Genomic DNA, 16166 nt, shown 5'->3' on the forward strand with positions numbered 1-16166 from the left:
GGCCGAGCATACATGGCAAGGCACCCTCGCCGGGCGAACCGATCAAACGGATCGATCGACGTGATCAAGCGATCACCTCGCGGCTCCTCACGCGCGGGGGAGCACCACGAGGAACGTGGTCCCCTCGCGCTCCGTCGATCGGACGCTCACCCGGCCGCCGTGTGCGCTCGCGATCTCGCGCACGATGTAGAGGCCGAGCCCGACGCTGCGCGAGCCTTGCTTCGCCTGCGCCTCGCCCCGCTGCATCGGCTCGAAGATCCGCGCCTGGAGCTCCTGCGGAATGGGCCGCCCCGCGTTGTGCACCCGGATCTCGAGCGCGCCCTCGGCCACGACGGTCGTCACCGTGACCGGCTGGTCCGGGGGGCCGTACGTCAGCGCGTTGTTCACCAGGTTCGTGAGGATCTGCGCGATCCGATCCGGATCGGCGAGCCCCGGACCGTCCCCCACGCGCCGGTGCTCCACCTGGCGACCGAGCCACGCGAGCCTCACCTCGTCGAGGCAATCGGCCGCGACCAGGTGCAGGTGGATCTCGCGACGCGCGACGCGCAAGCCGCCGCCGAGCCTCGCCTGCGTGAAATCGAGCAGGTCCGTGATCAGCCGGTTGGCGCGGTGGGCGGCGGCCGCGATCCGGCCGGCGAGCACGCCCTGGAGGTCGGCGTCGGCGTCCCCGAGCAGCTGCGTCGCCAGGAGGACCGCGTTCAGCGGATTGCGGAGATCGTGGCTGACGATCCCGATGAGCTGCTCTGCCAGGATCGCGCGCTGCTGGGCCTCGCGCTCCTGCTGGCGCAGGGCGGTCACGTCGCGCGTGAGCCCGAGGACCGTGACGATCTCCCCGCGCGCGTTGCGCTCGGGGACGACATGGGCCTGGAGCTCGCGCCGCCGGCCGTCCCGCGCCTCGTACGTGAACGAGAGCGTGCCACGGCGGCCCGCGAACGCCTCGTCGATGGCGGCCACCCAGGCGGCCACGTCGTCGCTCCCCGTCCCGCCCTGCTCGATCGGCTTTCCGAGGAAGTCCGCCACGGGCCTCCCGGTGAGTCCCTCGGCGGCGGGGCTGAGGTACACGAAGCGGTGCGCCCGATCGAAGCGCACGATCACGTCGGGCGAGTTCTCGGCCAGCGTTCGGAATTCCGTCTCGCGCTGCCGGACAGCTTCCTCGCTCCTCCGGCGGTCCGTCACGTCCTCGATCACGCCGGTGAAGTGGACCGGCCTGTCGTCGTCGAAGAAGGTGCGCCCGGTGGAGCGGACGATCCGCTCCAGGCCGTCATGGCCGAGGAGCCGGTACTCGACCGAGTACGTCGCGCGGCGCTCCGGATCGATCGCGGCGGCGAACGCGGCGGCCTCGGCGGGGCGGTCGTCCTGGTGGATGCACGCGGCATACACCTCGGGCGGGACCTCATCGGCGGGGGCGAGCCCGATCAACGGGGCCACGTCGCGCTCGTAGTGCCATGTGCCGGTCGCCACGTCGACGCTCCACACGCGCAGGCGCGCCGAGTCGAGCGCGAGCCGCAGCCGAGCCTCCGCGCGCGCCCGCGCCTGCTGCGCCTGCCGCTCGCTCGCGAGGAGCTCCTCCGCGCGCCTCCTCGCGAGCAGCAGCTCCCGCTCGTATTTGCGGCGGTCCGTCGCGACGAACACGGCCACGTCGATCGGCGGCCGGTCGGCCACGGCCGCCCCGGCCGGCGCCGCGCGGCGGGCGGCGTTCACCAGGACGGGGAGCGCGCGGCCGTCGCGGTGCACGATCTCGAGCTGCACCTCGGCGACCGATCCCTGCATTTGCATGAGCGGCATCCAGTGGGTGTAGTGGAACAGCTTGCTGCCTATCGTGAGCAGATCCTGGAAGCGCTTGCCGAGGAGCTCGTCCGCGGCGAACCCCGTCCATGCGCACATCGTGCGGTTGACGCGCTGGATCGTCCCGTCTGCCGCCGTCGTGAGGAGGCCGCACGGCGCCAGCTCGTAGAGGTCGAGCGCGTCGCGCGAGCCGTCCTCGGGAGAGGTCATCGCCCGCTCCGGCTCACGCCCGTAGAAACTCTCGCATCGCGTCCGCGATCGACCCGGGCGCGCTGAGATGGGGACAATGACCGATGTTGTCGATGAGGCGGAGCGTGCTGTTCCGCAGCGTCTTGTGCAGGTAATCGCCCACCGAGCGCGGCGCGATCATGTCGTCGGAGCACTGCAGGATGAGCGCGCGCGCGGTGAGCTTGGGGACATCGGCCCGGTTGTCCGAGAGGAAGGTGACGCGCGCGAAGTGCTTGGCGATCTCCGGATCGGTGCTGCAGAAGCTGTTGGTCAGCTCCTCGCCGAGCTCGGGCCGATCCGGCGCGCCCATGATGGTAGGCGCCATCGTGCTCGCCCATCCGAGATAGTTGCTGTCGAGCGTGTCGAGGAGCGACTCGATGTCGGCGCGCGTGAACCCGCCGACGTAGTCGCCGTCGTTGATGTAGCAGGGCGACGGTCCGACCATGATGTGCTCGCGGAAGCGCTCCGGCGCCGCGATCCCGGCGAGCAGCCCGATCATCGCGCTGACGGAGTGTCCGACGAACACCGCCGGCCCGGTCGCGACCTCCTCCAGGATCTCGAGCACGTCGCGCGCGTGCCCATCGAGCGTGTCGTACCGCTTGCGATCGTAGGCGGACAGATCCGAACGGCCGCAACCGACGAGGTCGTACAGGATGATGCGGTAACGATCCTCGAACGCGCCGGTGAGCAGGCGCCACATGTTCTGATCGCACCCGAAGCCGTGCGCGAAGATCATGTCGACGTCACCGCGACCGACGATGTTGACGTTGTGCCGCTTGCGGACGCTCACGTGCGACGCTCCTTCTGTTGTGACCGGGATGGCATAACAGAGGGACCCGCGGCCCGCCACCCGAGGAGGCAGCGGGCCGCTCCGGTCGACGTCAGCCGTGGAATCTTCGGTCGGAGCGCGTGAGTCCAGTGATGAGCTCGCGGGCGCGCGCTGGTCGCGGTCAGGGCCGCCGCTTCGCGCGCCTCTCCTCTGGCGGGGTCACTGCGCGGCGGCGCGCTGCACGTAGGGCAGCCGCGCGGCCACCTTCGCGACCTCGTCGGCGCCTTCGAGCAGCTGCGCGATCGGGTCCCACGTGCCGCGGATCAGCGACTCGCGCGCGCCCGGCTTGATGGTGAAGGGCACCGAGAGGTCCCCGGCCCGGACGACCTGCTCCTTCAGGTCGACCGTGACGGGCGCCTTCGGGTCGGCGTTCACGCGCGCGACGAGCGCGGCGCGGGCGTCGCGCGCGACCGAGACGCAGGGGATGCCGAGCGTCGTCGAGTTGCCGAAGAAGATCTCGGCGAAGCTCTCGGCGATGACGGCGCGGAAGCCCGCCTTGGCGATCGACTGCGGCGCGTGCTCGCGCGACGAGCCGCAGCCGAAGTTCCGGTCGGCGATCAGGATCGTGGCGCCCTCGAAGCGAGGGTCGTTCAGCGGGTGATCCTTCTTCGAGTTGTCGGCGTTATACCGCACGTCCCGGAAGAGGTGCTCGCCGATGCCGTCGAAGGTGACGCACTTGAGGAAGCGCGCCGGGATGATCCGGTCGGTGTCGATGTCGTCGCCCGGGACGTGGACTGCGCGGCCGGTGACGGAGTGGATCTGTTCGAGTGCCATGGGGATCTACCTCGGGGTGCGAGCGTCTTCAGATTCCGAACACGTCACGGGCGTCGGCCACCTCGCCGCGCACGGCGGCGGCGGCGACCATCACGGGGCTCATGAGCACGGTGCGGCCGGTGGGGCTGCCCTGCCGCCCCTTGAAGTTGCGGTTGGACGAGGACGCGCACAGCTCGTCGCCGATGAGCTTGTCGGGGTTCATCGCCAGGCACATCGAGCAGCCCGGCTCGCGCCACTCGAAGCCCGCCTCGCGGAACACGCGGTCGAGCCCCTCGGCCTCGGCCGCGCGCGCGACCTCCATCGAGCCGGGGACGGCCAGCGCGCGCACGTGCGGCGCGACCTTGTGCCCCTTGATCCGCTGCGCCACCTCGCGGAAGTCCGAGAGCCGGCCGTTCGTGCAGCTGCCGATGAAGGCCACGTTGATCTTCGTCCCCTCGATCGGCTTGCCGCCCTCGAGGCGCATGTACTCGAGCGCCTCCTGGATGAGCGCCCGCTCCGACTCGTTCGGCGCGTCCTGGGGCGCCGGCACCTTCTCCTTCACGGAGATCGCCTGGCCCGGGGTGATGCCCCAGGTGACGGTCGGCGCGATCTGGCTCGCGTCGATCCGGACCACGTCGTCGTAGTGTGCGTCCGCGTCCGACGCGATCGAGCGCCAGTACTCGAGCGCGCGGTCCCACGCCTCGCCCTTGGGCGCGTACTGCCGGCCCTTGATGTACGCGAACGTGATCTCGTCCGGGTTGACGTACCCGACGCGGGCGCCGCCCTCGATCGACATGTTGCAGAGGGTCATCCGCTCTTCCATCGAGAACGCCTCGATGGTGGAGCCGGCGTACTCGTACGCGTAGCCGGTGCCGCCGGACACGCCGAGCCGGCGGATGATCTCGAGGATGATGTCCTTCGCGTAGACGCCCGGCCCGAGCTTGCCCTCGACCTGGATGCGCCGGACCTTGAGCCGCTGGAGGCTCAGGGTCTGGGTCGCGAGCACGTCGCGCACCTGGGTGGTCCCGATCCCGAACGCGATGGCGCCGAACGCCCCGTGCGTCGAGGTGTGCGAGTCGCCGCACGCGATGGTCATCCCGGGCTGGGTGAGGCCGAGCTCGGGCCCGATGATGTGCACGATGCCCTGCCGCCCCGACTCGAGGTCGAAGAACGTGACGCCCTGCTCGGTGCAGGCCTTCTTCAGGGCGTCGACCATGCCTTCGGCGAGCGAGTCCTTGAAGGGTCGCTTCCGGTTGTCGGTCGGGACGATGTGGTCGAGGGTCGCGAACGTCCGCTCGGGCATGCGCACCCGGAGCCCGAGGTCGCGGAGCATCCCGAACGCCTGGGGGCTCGTCACCTCGTGGATCAGGTGGAGGCCGATGAAGAGCTGGTCCTCGCCGTTCGGCAGCGTGCGTACTTTGTGGAGGTCCCACACCTTGTCGTAGAGACTCTTGCCCATGATCCCCTCTGGATGCGCTGGATGTGCCTGGAGGTGGCCGCCCCTCGTGGCGGCGGCTCCCGGAGCCGGCCCGCGCGTCGCGGTCGCGCTGGCGGAGACGACTATGCGGGCGCGGCAGCATTAAGTCGAATGAAACTTTTTTCACGATGAGTTAAGCAAGGCTACATGGACGCGTCGCTGCTCCCTGCGCTCGAGGATGTGCTCCTGGTGGCCCGGTCGGGCTCGGTCGCCGAGGCCGCGCGGCGGCTGCACAAGACGCCGTCGGCGATCAGCCAGCAGGTGCGCCGGGTGGAGGAGCACTTCGGCGTGGCGCTGTTCGAGCGCGACGGGCGCGGCGTGCGGCTGAGCCCGGCCGGGGAGGCGGCGCTCGGGGCGATCACGCGGCTGTTCGACGAGGCGGAGGGGGTGTTCGAGCTCCTGTCGGCGCTGGCGGGGGAGCCGTCGACGACGCTGCGCCTCGCGGCGAGCGACTACCTCGGCAAGGGCCTCCTGGTGCCGGTGATCCGGCAGATGCTGGCGCAGCGCGCGCCGGTGCGCTTCGCGATCACGACGGCGAACTCGCTCGACGCGGCGCGCTGGGTGGAGCGCGGCGAGGTGGATTTCGGCCTGGCGTCGGCGTCGTCGACGGGCGGCGACCTCGTGAAGCAGCCGCTGTTCGTGCAGCCGTTTCTGTGGGTGGGTCCGCGGCAGAAGGGCAAGGCGCCGCCGCTGCGCGAGCGGCTGCGGCACGAGCCGCTCCTGCGCCTCGCGCCCGGCAGCCTGGGCCGGCGGATGCTGGACGTGTACCTCGATCGCGAGCGGATCCGGCCGGTGTCGACGATCGACGTGTCGAGCGTGTCGCTGCTCGTGTCGTACGTCTCCGGCGGGCTCGGCATCGGCCTGGCGCCGGCGCTCGCGCTCACGGAGGTGGCGCGCTCGCGGCTCGCCGTGGAGATCGCCGAGGTGGAGCCGCTGCCGGTCGAGCTGATGATGCGCGAGAACTTCCGGCGCAATCCGGTGATCGAGGGCTTCATCGAGCGGCTCGCGGCCGAGGGGCGGCGCGCGGAGCAGCGGACGAAGGCGCTCGTCGGGGGGTAGGGGAGAGCGGGGAGGTGGCGGGTACGTGCGCGGCGCGCGGGCACGCCGTGCAGGCGTCAGCGTTTCCGATCAGGGTCGGGCAAGATCGAGGCCCCACCGCTGCCGGATCGCCGGCGGAAAGTGGTGGTCGAGGACGTCATAGGAGAGCGCTTGGAACACCTGACGCGGACGGAACAGCGTCTTCAGGGCGGATCGCCAGGCCTTCGCGACGGTGCGGCCGTCTCCCGCGCCTATCGCTTTGCGGATCTTCTCCACGTGAGGGCCCACGACGTCGGACACATGATCTCGGTAGTCGTCCACGAGCTCGGGACGAGCGAGCTTGAGGATCTTGATCGTCCTCTTGCCCCTGCGACTCCCGCGGCGAGCCACCGGGAGCCACTTTCTTCTTTTTCCTGCCCCGAGTGGAACAAACTGGATGTGACAGATCGGGTCTTCCTTGCTGGAAGGATCGATGAGGAGGGCTCGCTCGGGTCCAGGTGGGTTCTGGCGCGCGGGCAGGACAAGGCTCTTCCGGGCGAGGGGGAACCTGTTCTTCTTGTGCCTTCGATTGCAGCGGGGGCAGGCGAACAGGAGGTTTTCCCACGTCCACGCGAGCCACCAGTAGCCGTGCGTCGGTCGGCCCGGACCGCGGTAGGCGCGGGTCTTGGGCCGGAAGTGCTCGACGTCGTTGTAGAGGCGGTCGACACGTCGCTCGCAGTAGCAGCACTTCCGCCCCTGCGCTTTCCAGAGGGCGCCGCGGACGACGTTGTACTCGTGGCCGAAGTCCTTGGCCTTCGGCGGCGCGCGCCGGACGATCGCCGCGAGCCGCTTCACCTCGGCTTTTCGGATGGCCTCCAGCCCGAGGGGCGTCGGGCCTCGGTCCACACGGATCATCGACCGCGCGCCTTCTTCACCGGCCGCACCTCGCGCCTCTTGGTTCGGGGCACCGGCTCCCACTCCGGCTCGACCTCCGCGTCGCGGAGCTTCTTCCGCAGCGCGAGCATCTCTTGCTCCTCCGCGTCCGAGCGATCGGGGTCGTTCGCGATGAGGCCGTAACGCTGCGCCGCCTCGCCGAGGTCGGTCGGGTAGAGGCGATCGATCCCGAAGAACTCCTCGTAGAGCTCGCTGCCGGTCATAAGCGCGGGCGACTCGTCGGCCTTGCGGGCGATCACGTCGCCGCCCCGGTTCCGGCCGAGCCGGATGATCTCGTCCTTTGCGAAGCCGGGGAGGACCAGGGGCGAGTGGGTGGTCACCACGAACTGCATCCGCGGGAAGACCTTCTTCAGCTTCGGCACGAGCTCGGCCTGCCAGCTTGGATGCAGGTGGAGGTCGATCTCGTCGATGAGCACGAGCCCGCTCATCTCCAAGGGGTCCACGATGAGGTCGGACATCGAGGTATCGGCCAGGATCTGGCCAATGAGGTCCGCGATCCAGGAGATGAGCCCTTGATAACCATGGGAGAGCCACGTCGCGGGCAGCTTGACCGTGGAGGATCCGGACCGCAGCTCGAAGCGATGCGCTTCGACAAGGTCGGCGGCGCTCTTCACGCCGCCGCGGCCGCGGAGCTCCACGCCCCGCACGCGCGGGAGGAGGCGGGAGCGGCGAAATAGGGCGTCGGACAGCATCTCGGCGTAACGGCGCGGGTCGATGCCGATGTCCTGGAGGATGTCAGCGAAGCCGGTGCCGAGGATCGGGGCGCGGTCGAACAGGGAGTCGAGCCGGCTGAGCGTCGGGTCGTCGGGGCGCGCCGCGCCGTGCGGCTTGGGCAAGCGCCGGTTGACACCGTACCCGGCCACGAACCACCACGGCGTACCGACGGCGCGGGCCTCCCGGAGGGGGCCCGGATCGGTGCTGCGCTCCAGATCGAGGTTTTGCAGGAGATGTGCCCAAGCATCTCCGTAATCGGAGGAGCCCACGAAGACCTTCCATCCCGGATCGAGGACCAGCCGGCTCCGCAAGAATCTCGGCGGCTGATCCAGCTTGCCGATCCAGCGCGGATACGAGCGCGAGCGCCCTTTGGCCAGGGGACCGAACTCGAAGCTGGCCGCGATGTCGAGGGGTTCGTCCGGGTGCCGCCGGTCCGGCAGCGAGGGGATGTCGGCGAGCTGGTTCGCTCGGTCGGGACCGCTGGCCGCGAGGGCGATGGCCTGGAGGATCGACGTCTTGCAGAGGCCGTTCTCGCCGACGATGACGGTCCACATCCGCGGCTCACCGGAGGCGGTCGTGAACGACAGCCGGTGATCGCGGAGGAGCTTGAGGTTCCGGATGTGGATCTCGCGGATGTACACGGCGGCATCCTAGCGCATCGCGCGCGGGCGTGGGCACGGGTTGCGTCCGTCTGGACGCGAAGGCTACGCCAGGACCTCCGCCACGGTGAAAGCCGTGCCAGGCGGGATCGTGCTTGACCGGCAAGGATTCCGGCTGGAGGTGTTGCTCATGGGGGAGCACATGAGGCGGCTGCTGTGTGCTCTGGGCCTTGTGGGAGTTACGGGAACGGCGACGGCAACCGGATCTGATGCATCGCCAGGGGTGGACGAACCTGAAGAGCGGCTCGGAGACATCCAGCTGGCTGTCTCTTACAACGAGTGCGTCCAGGCATGCAGAAATGGACAGTTGGCCATGGAGCAGTTTTGCCGCCAGCTGCCGGATCCTCGCATGAAGGCGACATGCTGGCTGGCTGCGAAAGGGGGCACGATCGTCTGTATCAACTGGTGCAATTGGCACTTTGGAGACCAGTGGAGAGCAACGGCTTGACGGACCCTGGGCGCCAGCGGCAAGCTGCGATCCATGGTCCCGATACAGAATCCCATCGCGGAGCGTCGCCTCACGGTCCTCGATGATCCCGGTCGCTGGGTGACGGTAACGATCGGCCAACCTCTAAAGGTTCAACCGGGAGAATGGGCGTGTCCGTTCTATGTCGACGGCATCCCCGATCCTCGGTCTGATCGAGGTCTCGGGATCGACGGCATCTCGGCCTTGCTCAACGCCGTCCATGCTATCCGGTATGTGCTCGAAGCTTCCGGGGTTCGTGTTTCTTGGGAGGGGGGGGAACCGGGCGACACGGGTTTCCCAAAAATGCTGCACTATGCGTTCGGGTTCGCCTTCTCTCAGAAGATGGAGCAAGTGATCGAGCAGGAGATTCAGAAGTTCGTGAACGAGAAGGCGCGCGCTGGAAACGAAGCGGCGGGCTGAGGTAACGGACCATCGGCTGCCGAGCTCGCCAAGGCTTCCAGCACCCGCTTCACCGTGAGGCGAAGGTCCCTGATACACGACTGGCCGTTCATGCGGCCGGGGTGCGAGGTGATCCGGTCAAAGGTTCGCATAGCTCGGGGCTCTCCCCACGGGGAGCATACCGCAAAAGCCGTCCGCCTCTTCGAGAGCGCTGCCCCCGCCCCCGCCGGTCCTACACGAACGCTCTCCCGTAGCGCTCCAGCCACTCATCGTACGTCCGCGCCTTGCGCCCGAGGAGCTGCTCGACCGTCGACGTGATCAGCTCGTCCTGCCCCGCCTTGACCAGCGCGTGGATCTCGAGGACGGCCTGGATCAACACCTCGGGGAGCCCCGCCTTCTCCATCCCCTCGCGGGCGGCGGACTCGGGCACGTCGACGAACCGGAGCGGCCTGCCGATCGCGGCGCCGATCCTCGCCACCTGCTCCGCCGCGCTCAGCGCCTCCGGCCCGGTGAGCACGTACGACTTGCCCTCGTGCCCCGGCGACGTCAGCGCCTTCACGGCCACCGCGGCGATGTCGCGCTGGTCGATCGGCGCCCTCTTGCCGTCGCCCGTGGGCTGGTACACGGCGCCCTGCGCCTTGATCGAGCCGACCCACTGGAGCGAGTTCGACGCGAAGGCCCCCGGCTGCAGCATCGTCCAGGCGAGCCCCGACGCCTTGACCTCCGCCTCGGCCGCGCGGTGCCAGCGAGCGATGGCGTAATCGCGCGTGTCGTTGGCGGTCGCCGACGACAGCAGCACGATGTGCCTGACGCCCCCCCGCTTCGCCGCGTCGGCCGCGTTGCCGGCGAGCTCCCGCAGGTCGCCGCTCGCGCAGACCACGAACGCCCGGTCCACGCCCGCGAACGCGGCGTCGAGCGTCTCGGGCTTCGCGAGATCGCCCCTCACGACCTCGACCAGGCTGCCGCGATCGCCCAGCCTGGCCGGGTCGCGCACGAGCACGCGGACCTTGTGGCCCGCCTCGACCAGCTGCTCGAGCACCGCGCCGCCAACCTTTCCTGTCGCTCCGGTCACGAGGATCATCTGCTGCTCCCTTCCATCGGTCATGTTGCCCCGCCTCCGCCGCGCGGTCGAAGGCGCGGGAGGAGCACGCTACACGAGCGACCATCCTCTGGATTCAGTTCCAATGTATTGGAATCGACCGCCCCGTCGGCGTCCCGGCTGTCCAGCGTGTCAACCCCTGGTTGACAGCCGATCGCGCTCAGCGCTTCCGTGCCGCTGCACCCCGGGCAAGGAAAGGCGGCGTTTCCGCGGAAGGTGCGGTGAACGCCGGCGGCCGGCCGCGGCGTTGCGCCGCGTGGCGTGCGCGTTGCAACCGGCGCGCATCGCTCACGCGTCATCCAGCGACCCGGCAGAGCAAGGTAGAACGATGGGCATGACCACCGATTCCAGTCGAACCCTCTCGTTTCCACTCGCGCTCCTCGTGTTCACCCTCTGCGGATGCGACGGCAACGGCTCGAGCGACGCGCCCTCTTCGGGGGGTGGCTCGGCCACCGGGAGCGCTTCCAGCAACAACACGTCTTCCGGGGGAACCTCCGGCAGCGGCTCCGGCGCTTCCTCGTCGGGCGGCGGCGGCGCCGAGAGCAGCTCCACGGGCGGCATCTCGGGCTCGGGCGGCGCCGGCGGCGCCGGTCCGGGCGGCACCGGCGGCGCTGGCTGGGGCGGCGCCGGCGGCGACGGTTCGGGCGGCTTCGCGGAGGGAACCGACACGCGCCCGCAGCTCACGCGCGCGGAGGCGGCCGCCCATACGGTCCTGAAGCACCTGGAGAAGGCCGGCGACCTCGCGTCCGGTCTGGTGGCGGACGGCTGGGATCCCACCGCGGGAGCGGGCGACGTCGGCGGCTTCACGCCCACGTACACGGTCGCCGCGAGCGGGGGCACCCACACCAAGGTGCAGTCCGCGATCGACGCCGCGGTGGCCGTCGGCGGGAGGAGCCGCGTCTATATCCAGGTCTCGTCGGGTGTTTACCGCGAGGTCATCTGCGTGCCGTCGTCGGCCCCGCCGATCACGCTCTACAGCACCAGCGCCGACGCCAGCCGGACGGTCATCGTTTACAACAACCACAATGGCAAGGCGAAGGCGGCGGGCGAGCCCGCCAACCCCTGCAACCCGAGCCTCAGCGCGACGACCTATGGGACCAGCGGCAGCGCGACCTTCGCCGCGTACGCCGGCGATTTCCGCGCCAAGAACCTCACGATCGCGAACGATACCGACGAGCGCGCCGTGTCCAGCGGAAAGCAGGCCGTCGCGCTGATGACGCAGGCCGACAGGCTGATCTTCGAGAACGTGCGCCTGCTCGGCAACCAGGACACGCTCTACGTGAAGACGCCGAACGCGGGCACGGTGTCGCGCGCGTACTTCAAGGGGTGTTACGTGGAGGGCGACGTGGACTTCATCTTCGGCCGCGGCACCTTCGCGCTCGACGGCTGCACGATCAAGTACCTGACCGCGCGGCAGGGCGCGACGGGCGGGTACATCGTCGCCCCCAGCACCGACGCGCGCAACGACCACGGCATCCTGATCATCAACAGCGAGCTGACCGCCGAGGCCGGCACGCCGGACGGGCTCGTCTACCTCGGCCGGGCCTGGGACGAGGGGCAGAGCGACCTCGCGACGTACGCCGCGAACGTCGCGAGCGGCGTCTACCCGAACGGCCATGTGATCATCCGGAACTCGACGCTCGGCGCTCACATCCGAGCGGCGGATCCCTGGCACGCCTCGACCGTCAGCCGCCCCTACAGCGCCACGGCGGGCATGTACCCCGCGAACCGCTTCTACGAGCACGCGAACACCGGCCCCGGCAGCGCGGCGCCGTGAGGGGGCGCGCGAGCGCGGGCCCGGGCGCGCCGTGAGCACGGCGCGCGGGGTGGGCCTGGCAGATCAGTAACGTACCCTGGCCAGGAAGGGCTGCGATCCACCGGTCGTGCTCACCAGCTCGTGGGATCCGATGGTGAGCGTGCCGCTGAAGGATCCCAGGAGCGCCGTGCTGCCGTCGGCGCCGACGGCAAGGCGATAAACCGATTGCCACGCTGCGTCGCCGAGGCGCGTGCGGAAGAGGACCTCGCCGTCCGGGGCCAGCCTGGCGAGGAAGATGTCCGTGGCGCCGGCGCTCACGAGCGGGTCGCCGCCGAGATCGAGGGGATCGCTCATCTCGCCGGCGAGGACGATCTCGCGCGCGCCGTTGACGCCGAACGCGGGGTCATAACGGAGCGGGAGCGCCCTGTGCCAGGCGTAGCCGCCGGCCTCGTCGAACCTCGCCAGCGTCCTCACGTATCCTGTGTCGGAGCCGACCGGCCCGCCGCCGAAGTCGGTGATCCCGAGGACGCTCCCCTGGAGGACCACGCCGCCGAGCTCGTCGAGCGCGTTCCCGACGGCGAAGACGCCGCCGTTTTCCCAGTGGGACTCGAACCGCCACACCTCCTCTCCTGCCGGCGTCAGCCTCATGGCGAGCAGGCAGTTCGGGTTGAAGGCAACGGTGTCCATCGGGTCGATCGACACCGCGCCCGAGACGGCGATCTCGCCGGCCGCGTTCGCGTCGACGCTGCCCATGATGTCGAACCAGGTGCTCCCGATCTGCTTGGTCCAGAGCGGGGCTCCGGTCGCGCCCGCGTATTTGACCACGAAGCCGTCCCTCGTGTTGCCCTCGTCGGCCATGTCCTCTGAGAGGAGCGGCCCCGTGCCTAAGTCCACTTCCCCATCGAACTCGCCGAGCAGGATCACGTCGCCTGCGCCGTCCACCGCGATGTCCGTCATCGTCATGGACCAGTCGACCCCGAAGAGGTAGGCGTGCTGGCTGTAGTAGAACTGCTGCCACAGGGGTTCGCCTTCCGGGTCGAGCTTCGCAAGGAAGCTGTAGCTACGGTCTTCGGGGCCCGAGAGGACCACGTCGTCCCCGAAGGCGATGGTGCCGGCCCAGTCGCCGTGGATGAAGATGTTCCCCGCGGCGTCCGTCTCGATGCCCCTCACCCATGCGTCCGTGCCGAGCGCCTTGAAGAAGAGGAGCTCGCCGTCGGGATCGTACTTGACCAGAAAGCTCTGCTCGTTCAGAGGGGGCGTGATCGGCCCTGCGTCGATCCCAACGGGTCCGGCGCCGAAGTCGACTTCACCTCGGAAGCGGCCTGCCGCCAGCGTGTTCGAGGCCGGATCCATGGCGATTGCCAGGGTGGAGGCGCCGGGGAGAGGCCGGGCCCAGTACGCGACGAGACCTTCGGGGCCGCCGCCTGCGCCGCCTGCGCCGCCTGCGCCGCCTGAGCCGCCGGAGCCGCCGGCGCCATCGGAACTCCCTGAGCCGCCGGCGCCCCCTGAGCCGCCGGCGCTATCGGAACCCCCAGAGTTGCCAGAGCCGCCGGCGCCATCGGAACCCCCAGAGCCGCCAGAACCGCCTGCGCCCCCTGAGCCCCCTGAGCCTCCGATGCCCCCTGAGCCTCCGATGCCCCCTGAGCCGCCTGCGCCCCCTGAGCCTCCGATGCCCCCTGAGCCGCCTGCGCCCCCTGAGCCCCCGGAGCCTCCGACGCCCCCTGCGCCGTCGGAACCCCCAGAGCCGCCAGAGCCGCCTGCGCCCCCTGAGCCGCCGGGGCCGCCGGCGCCATCGGAACCCCCTGAGCCGCCGGTGCCTCCTGCGCCCCCTGAGCCGCCGGAGCCGCCGGAGCCGGCAGTCCCGCCCCCCTCGCCGCCTGCGCCACCGGAGGCTGAGGCTTCACCGCCTGTGCCGCCCGCGCCGCCGGAGCCCGCGATCTCGCCGCCCGCGCCACCGCCTCCGTCGCCACCGCCGCCGCTCTGGACTGAACACGCCGTCAGGACCGCCGGCAGCACGGCTGCCCAGACCCGCCGTCTCAAGGAGTAACCAAGTTCATCAAGCCAGAGTCGTTGCCCAGTCCTCAGGTCCATGCGCCGTTGGATGCGTGGCGGCGCCGCTTCGTTCAGGGCTGTACCGCGCCCGGCGACGCGTCGACACGCATCGAACGGCCGCTCTCGCTGCGCCGCGCCCGCTGGACGGGGGCCGTGGTGCTCCTCGGCCTCACGGACGACCTGTGGACCGGCTCGGCCGGGAGCGCGCCCCTCGCGGATCGGATGAGCCCGCGGACCACGCGGGGCGCGCGCGTGCTCCGCGGGTCAATAACGTACCCGGGCCAGGAAGGCGTCCTCCGCTCCGGTCGGGTTGACCAGCACGCTCGACCCGAGGGCCAGCGTGCCATCAAAAGAGCCCGCGATGACCGAGCTGCCGTCCGCCGCGACCGCGAGGCTCCCGAGGCGCTGCCGTCCCGCGTCGCCGAAGAGCCCGCGGAAAAGGACATCGCCGTCCGGGGCCAGCCTGGCCAGGAAAATGCCCGGACCGCCGGCGTTCTCGAGCGCGTCGCCGTCGAACTCGATGGAGCTGTACATCGTGCCGCCGAGGAGGACGTCCCGCGCGTCGCTGACACCGAACTGGAGAAGCTCGGTCCCGGGGAGGAGCTTGTGCCAGGCGTAGCTCCCGGATGTGTCGAACGCCGCCGCGACACGAACGCGGAAGTCGGTGCCGAGAGAGACCGGCCCGCCGCCTAGGTCGGTGCTCGGGGGGACGTTCGCCAAGAGCACGACGCCTCCGAGCGCGTCGACCGCGTTGAGCGCGGAGCCGGCGCCGCTGATCTCCCGGTGGGACTGCACCCTCCAGAGCTCTTCGCCGGTCGGGTCGAGCTTCACTGCGAACATGCAATTCGGCTTGAACTCGAGAGAGTCTATCGGAGCGACCGATATCTCACCGGAGACGACGATCTCGCCTGCGTCGTTCGCGTCGACGCTGGCGATGGCGTCGTACCAAGGGCCTCCGATCCGCTCGCTCCAGAGCGGGGTTCCGGTCGCGCCGTCGTACTTCACCACGAAGCCGGCCATCGCATCGCCCTCGTTGATGTACGCGCCGCCGGAGAGCACCCCCGTGTCGCCGAACTCCACGTCGCCCTCGAATTCGCCGGTCAGAATCACGTCGCCGGCGCCGTCCACCGCGAAGTCCGCGATGGTCAGCAACCAGTGCGTGTCAAGCCAGGTGGGGAATCCGCTGAGGAACGTATCGTACCACAGGAGGTTGCCTCCCGGGTCGAGCTTCGCAAGGTAGAGGAGGTCATTGCCCTCCCCGGCCGTCTCGAGCACGCCGCCCCCGAGGTCGAGTGTCTCATGCCAGGACCCCCAAAGGAAGATGTTTCCCTCCGCGTCCATCTCGATGCTTCCCGGCCCTGTACTCGCGCCGAACGTTTTGAGGAAGATGAGCTCGCCGCTCGGATCGTATTTGAGCAGGAAGCGCTGGCTCCCGTCGAGGGGTGTGACGGGCCCGGCGCCGAAATCGACTTCAGCATTGAAGTAGCCGGACGCCAGGGTGTTCGACGCCGCATCCACACCGACGGACGCGATGGAGACGCCGGGCAGCTGCTTGACCCAGTACGCAACGAGACCGCCTGAGCCCCCTGCGCCGCCGGAGCCCCCTGCGCCGCCGGAGCCTGCGGCGTCGCCGCCTGAGCCGCCAGCGCCGCCTGAGCCGCCAGCGCCGCCGGAGCCTGCGGCCTCACCACCAGCGCCGCCGGAGCTGCCGGAGCTGCCGGAGCCGGCAGTCTCGCCACCAGCGCCGCCAGAGCCGCCGGAACTGCCGGAGCCAGCAGTCTCGCCACCAGCGCCGCCGGGGCCGCCCGCGCCACCCCCGCCGCCGTCGGCCGAACACGCCGTCAGGACCGTCGGTAGCACGGCTGCCCATATCCGCCATTTCAAGCGATAACAATGCTCATCAAGGCAGCGTCGTTGTCCAGTACCCAGGTTCATGCGCCGTTCGATGCACGGCGGGGCGGCTTCGTTCAGGGCTATG

General features: G+C 70.0%; 12 protein-coding genes and 1 pseudogene. 3 read left to right on the forward strand and 10 right to left on the reverse strand.

From position 1 onward, the window contains the following. Positions 1 to 87: 87 nt before the first annotated feature. From WMF43_RS00610 to leuC, 4 genes are all read right to left on the reverse strand, one after another. Complete coding sequence (locus WMF43_RS00610) at positions 88 to 1995, reverse strand: PAS domain-containing sensor histidine kinase (protein WP_437676624.1); 1908 nt, start codon at positions 1993 to 1995, stop codon at positions 88 to 90. Between the two features lie 13 nt (positions 1996 to 2008). Then, positions 2009 to 2803, reverse strand: a complete 795-nt coding sequence (locus tag WMF43_RS00615; protein WP_437676626.1) for an alpha/beta fold hydrolase — start codon at positions 2801 to 2803, stop codon at positions 2009 to 2011. 198 nt (positions 2804 to 3001) lie between these two features. Continuing rightward, entirely contained in the window at positions 3002 to 3616 is a 615-nt protein-coding gene (gene leuD / locus WMF43_RS00620) for a 3-isopropylmalate dehydratase small subunit (RefSeq protein WP_437676628.1), read from the reverse strand. A gap of 28 nt (positions 3617 to 3644) precedes the next feature. After that, positions 3645 to 5054 (reverse strand): 3-isopropylmalate dehydratase large subunit, encoded by a 1410-nt coding sequence (gene leuC, locus WMF43_RS00625; protein ID WP_437676629.1) that lies wholly within the window; start codon positions 5052 to 5054, stop codon positions 3645 to 3647. Positions 5055 to 5219: 165 nt separating this feature from the next. Between leuC and WMF43_RS00630 the strand changes: the two genes are divergently transcribed. Then, positions 5220 to 6131 (forward strand): LysR family transcriptional regulator, encoded by a 912-nt coding sequence (locus WMF43_RS00630; protein ID WP_437676631.1) that lies wholly within the window; start codon positions 5220 to 5222, stop codon positions 6129 to 6131. Between the two features lie 69 nt (positions 6132 to 6200). Here WMF43_RS00630 and WMF43_RS00635 read toward each other — a convergent pair whose 3' ends face one another. Together WMF43_RS00635 and WMF43_RS00640 are read right to left on the reverse strand one after the other, a co-directional pair. Next, the gene (locus WMF43_RS00635) at positions 6201 to 7004 is read right to left on the reverse strand and encodes an HNH endonuclease (RefSeq protein WP_437676633.1); all 804 of its coding nucleotides are present in this window, start codon (positions 7002 to 7004) and stop codon (positions 6201 to 6203) included. Beyond that, on the reverse strand, positions 7001 to 8398 hold the full coding sequence (locus WMF43_RS00640; protein WP_437676634.1) for an AAA family ATPase: 1398 nt from the start codon (positions 8396 to 8398) through the stop codon (positions 7001 to 7003). The genes WMF43_RS00635 and WMF43_RS00640 overlap by 4 nt, the downstream gene beginning before the upstream one ends. Positions 8399 to 8897: 499 nt before the next feature. Here WMF43_RS00640 and WMF43_RS00645 point away from each other — a divergent pair, with 499 nt between their 5' ends. Continuing rightward, on the forward strand, positions 8898 to 9302 hold the full coding sequence (locus WMF43_RS00645) for a DUF6968 family protein (protein ID WP_437676635.1): 405 nt from the start codon (positions 8898 to 8900) through the stop codon (positions 9300 to 9302). Between the two features lie 23 nt (positions 9303 to 9325). Here WMF43_RS00645 and WMF43_RS00650 read toward each other — a convergent pair. Together WMF43_RS00650 and WMF43_RS00655 are read right to left on the reverse strand one after the other, a co-directional pair. After that, positions 9326 to 9433: pseudogene (locus tag WMF43_RS00650) on the reverse strand (DUF433 domain-containing protein); the annotation flags it as partial. Between the two features lie 80 nt (positions 9434 to 9513). Beyond that, positions 9514 to 10386, reverse strand: coding sequence for an SDR family oxidoreductase (locus tag WMF43_RS00655; RefSeq protein WP_437676636.1), 873 nt, complete (start codon positions 10384 to 10386; stop codon positions 9514 to 9516). A gap of 328 nt (positions 10387 to 10714) precedes the next feature. Between WMF43_RS00655 and WMF43_RS00660 the strand changes: the two genes are divergently transcribed. Then, positions 10715 to 12157 carry a pectinesterase family protein gene (locus WMF43_RS00660; RefSeq protein ID WP_437676638.1) on the forward strand — a complete coding sequence of 481 codons (1443 nt, stop codon included), beginning with the start codon at positions 10715 to 10717 and terminating at the stop codon, positions 12155 to 12157. A gap of 63 nt (positions 12158 to 12220) precedes the next feature. Here WMF43_RS00660 and WMF43_RS00665 read toward each other — a convergent pair whose 3' ends face one another. Both WMF43_RS00665 and WMF43_RS00670 read right to left on the reverse strand, forming a co-directional pair. Then, a complete protein-coding gene (locus WMF43_RS00665) occupies positions 12221 to 13489 on the reverse strand; it encodes a hypothetical protein (protein ID WP_437676640.1) in 1269 nt (422 codons plus the stop codon). Between the two features lie 963 nt (positions 13490 to 14452). After that, positions 14453 to 16048, reverse strand: a complete 1596-nt coding sequence (locus WMF43_RS00670; RefSeq protein WP_437676641.1) for a hypothetical protein — start codon at positions 16046 to 16048, stop codon at positions 14453 to 14455. Positions 16049 to 16166: the final 118 nt, after the last annotated feature.

Origin of the sequence: Sorangium sp. So ce131, assembly GCF_051519095.1 — a bacterium.
GTDB lineage: Bacteria > Myxococcota_A > Polyangia > Polyangiales > Polyangiaceae > Sorangium.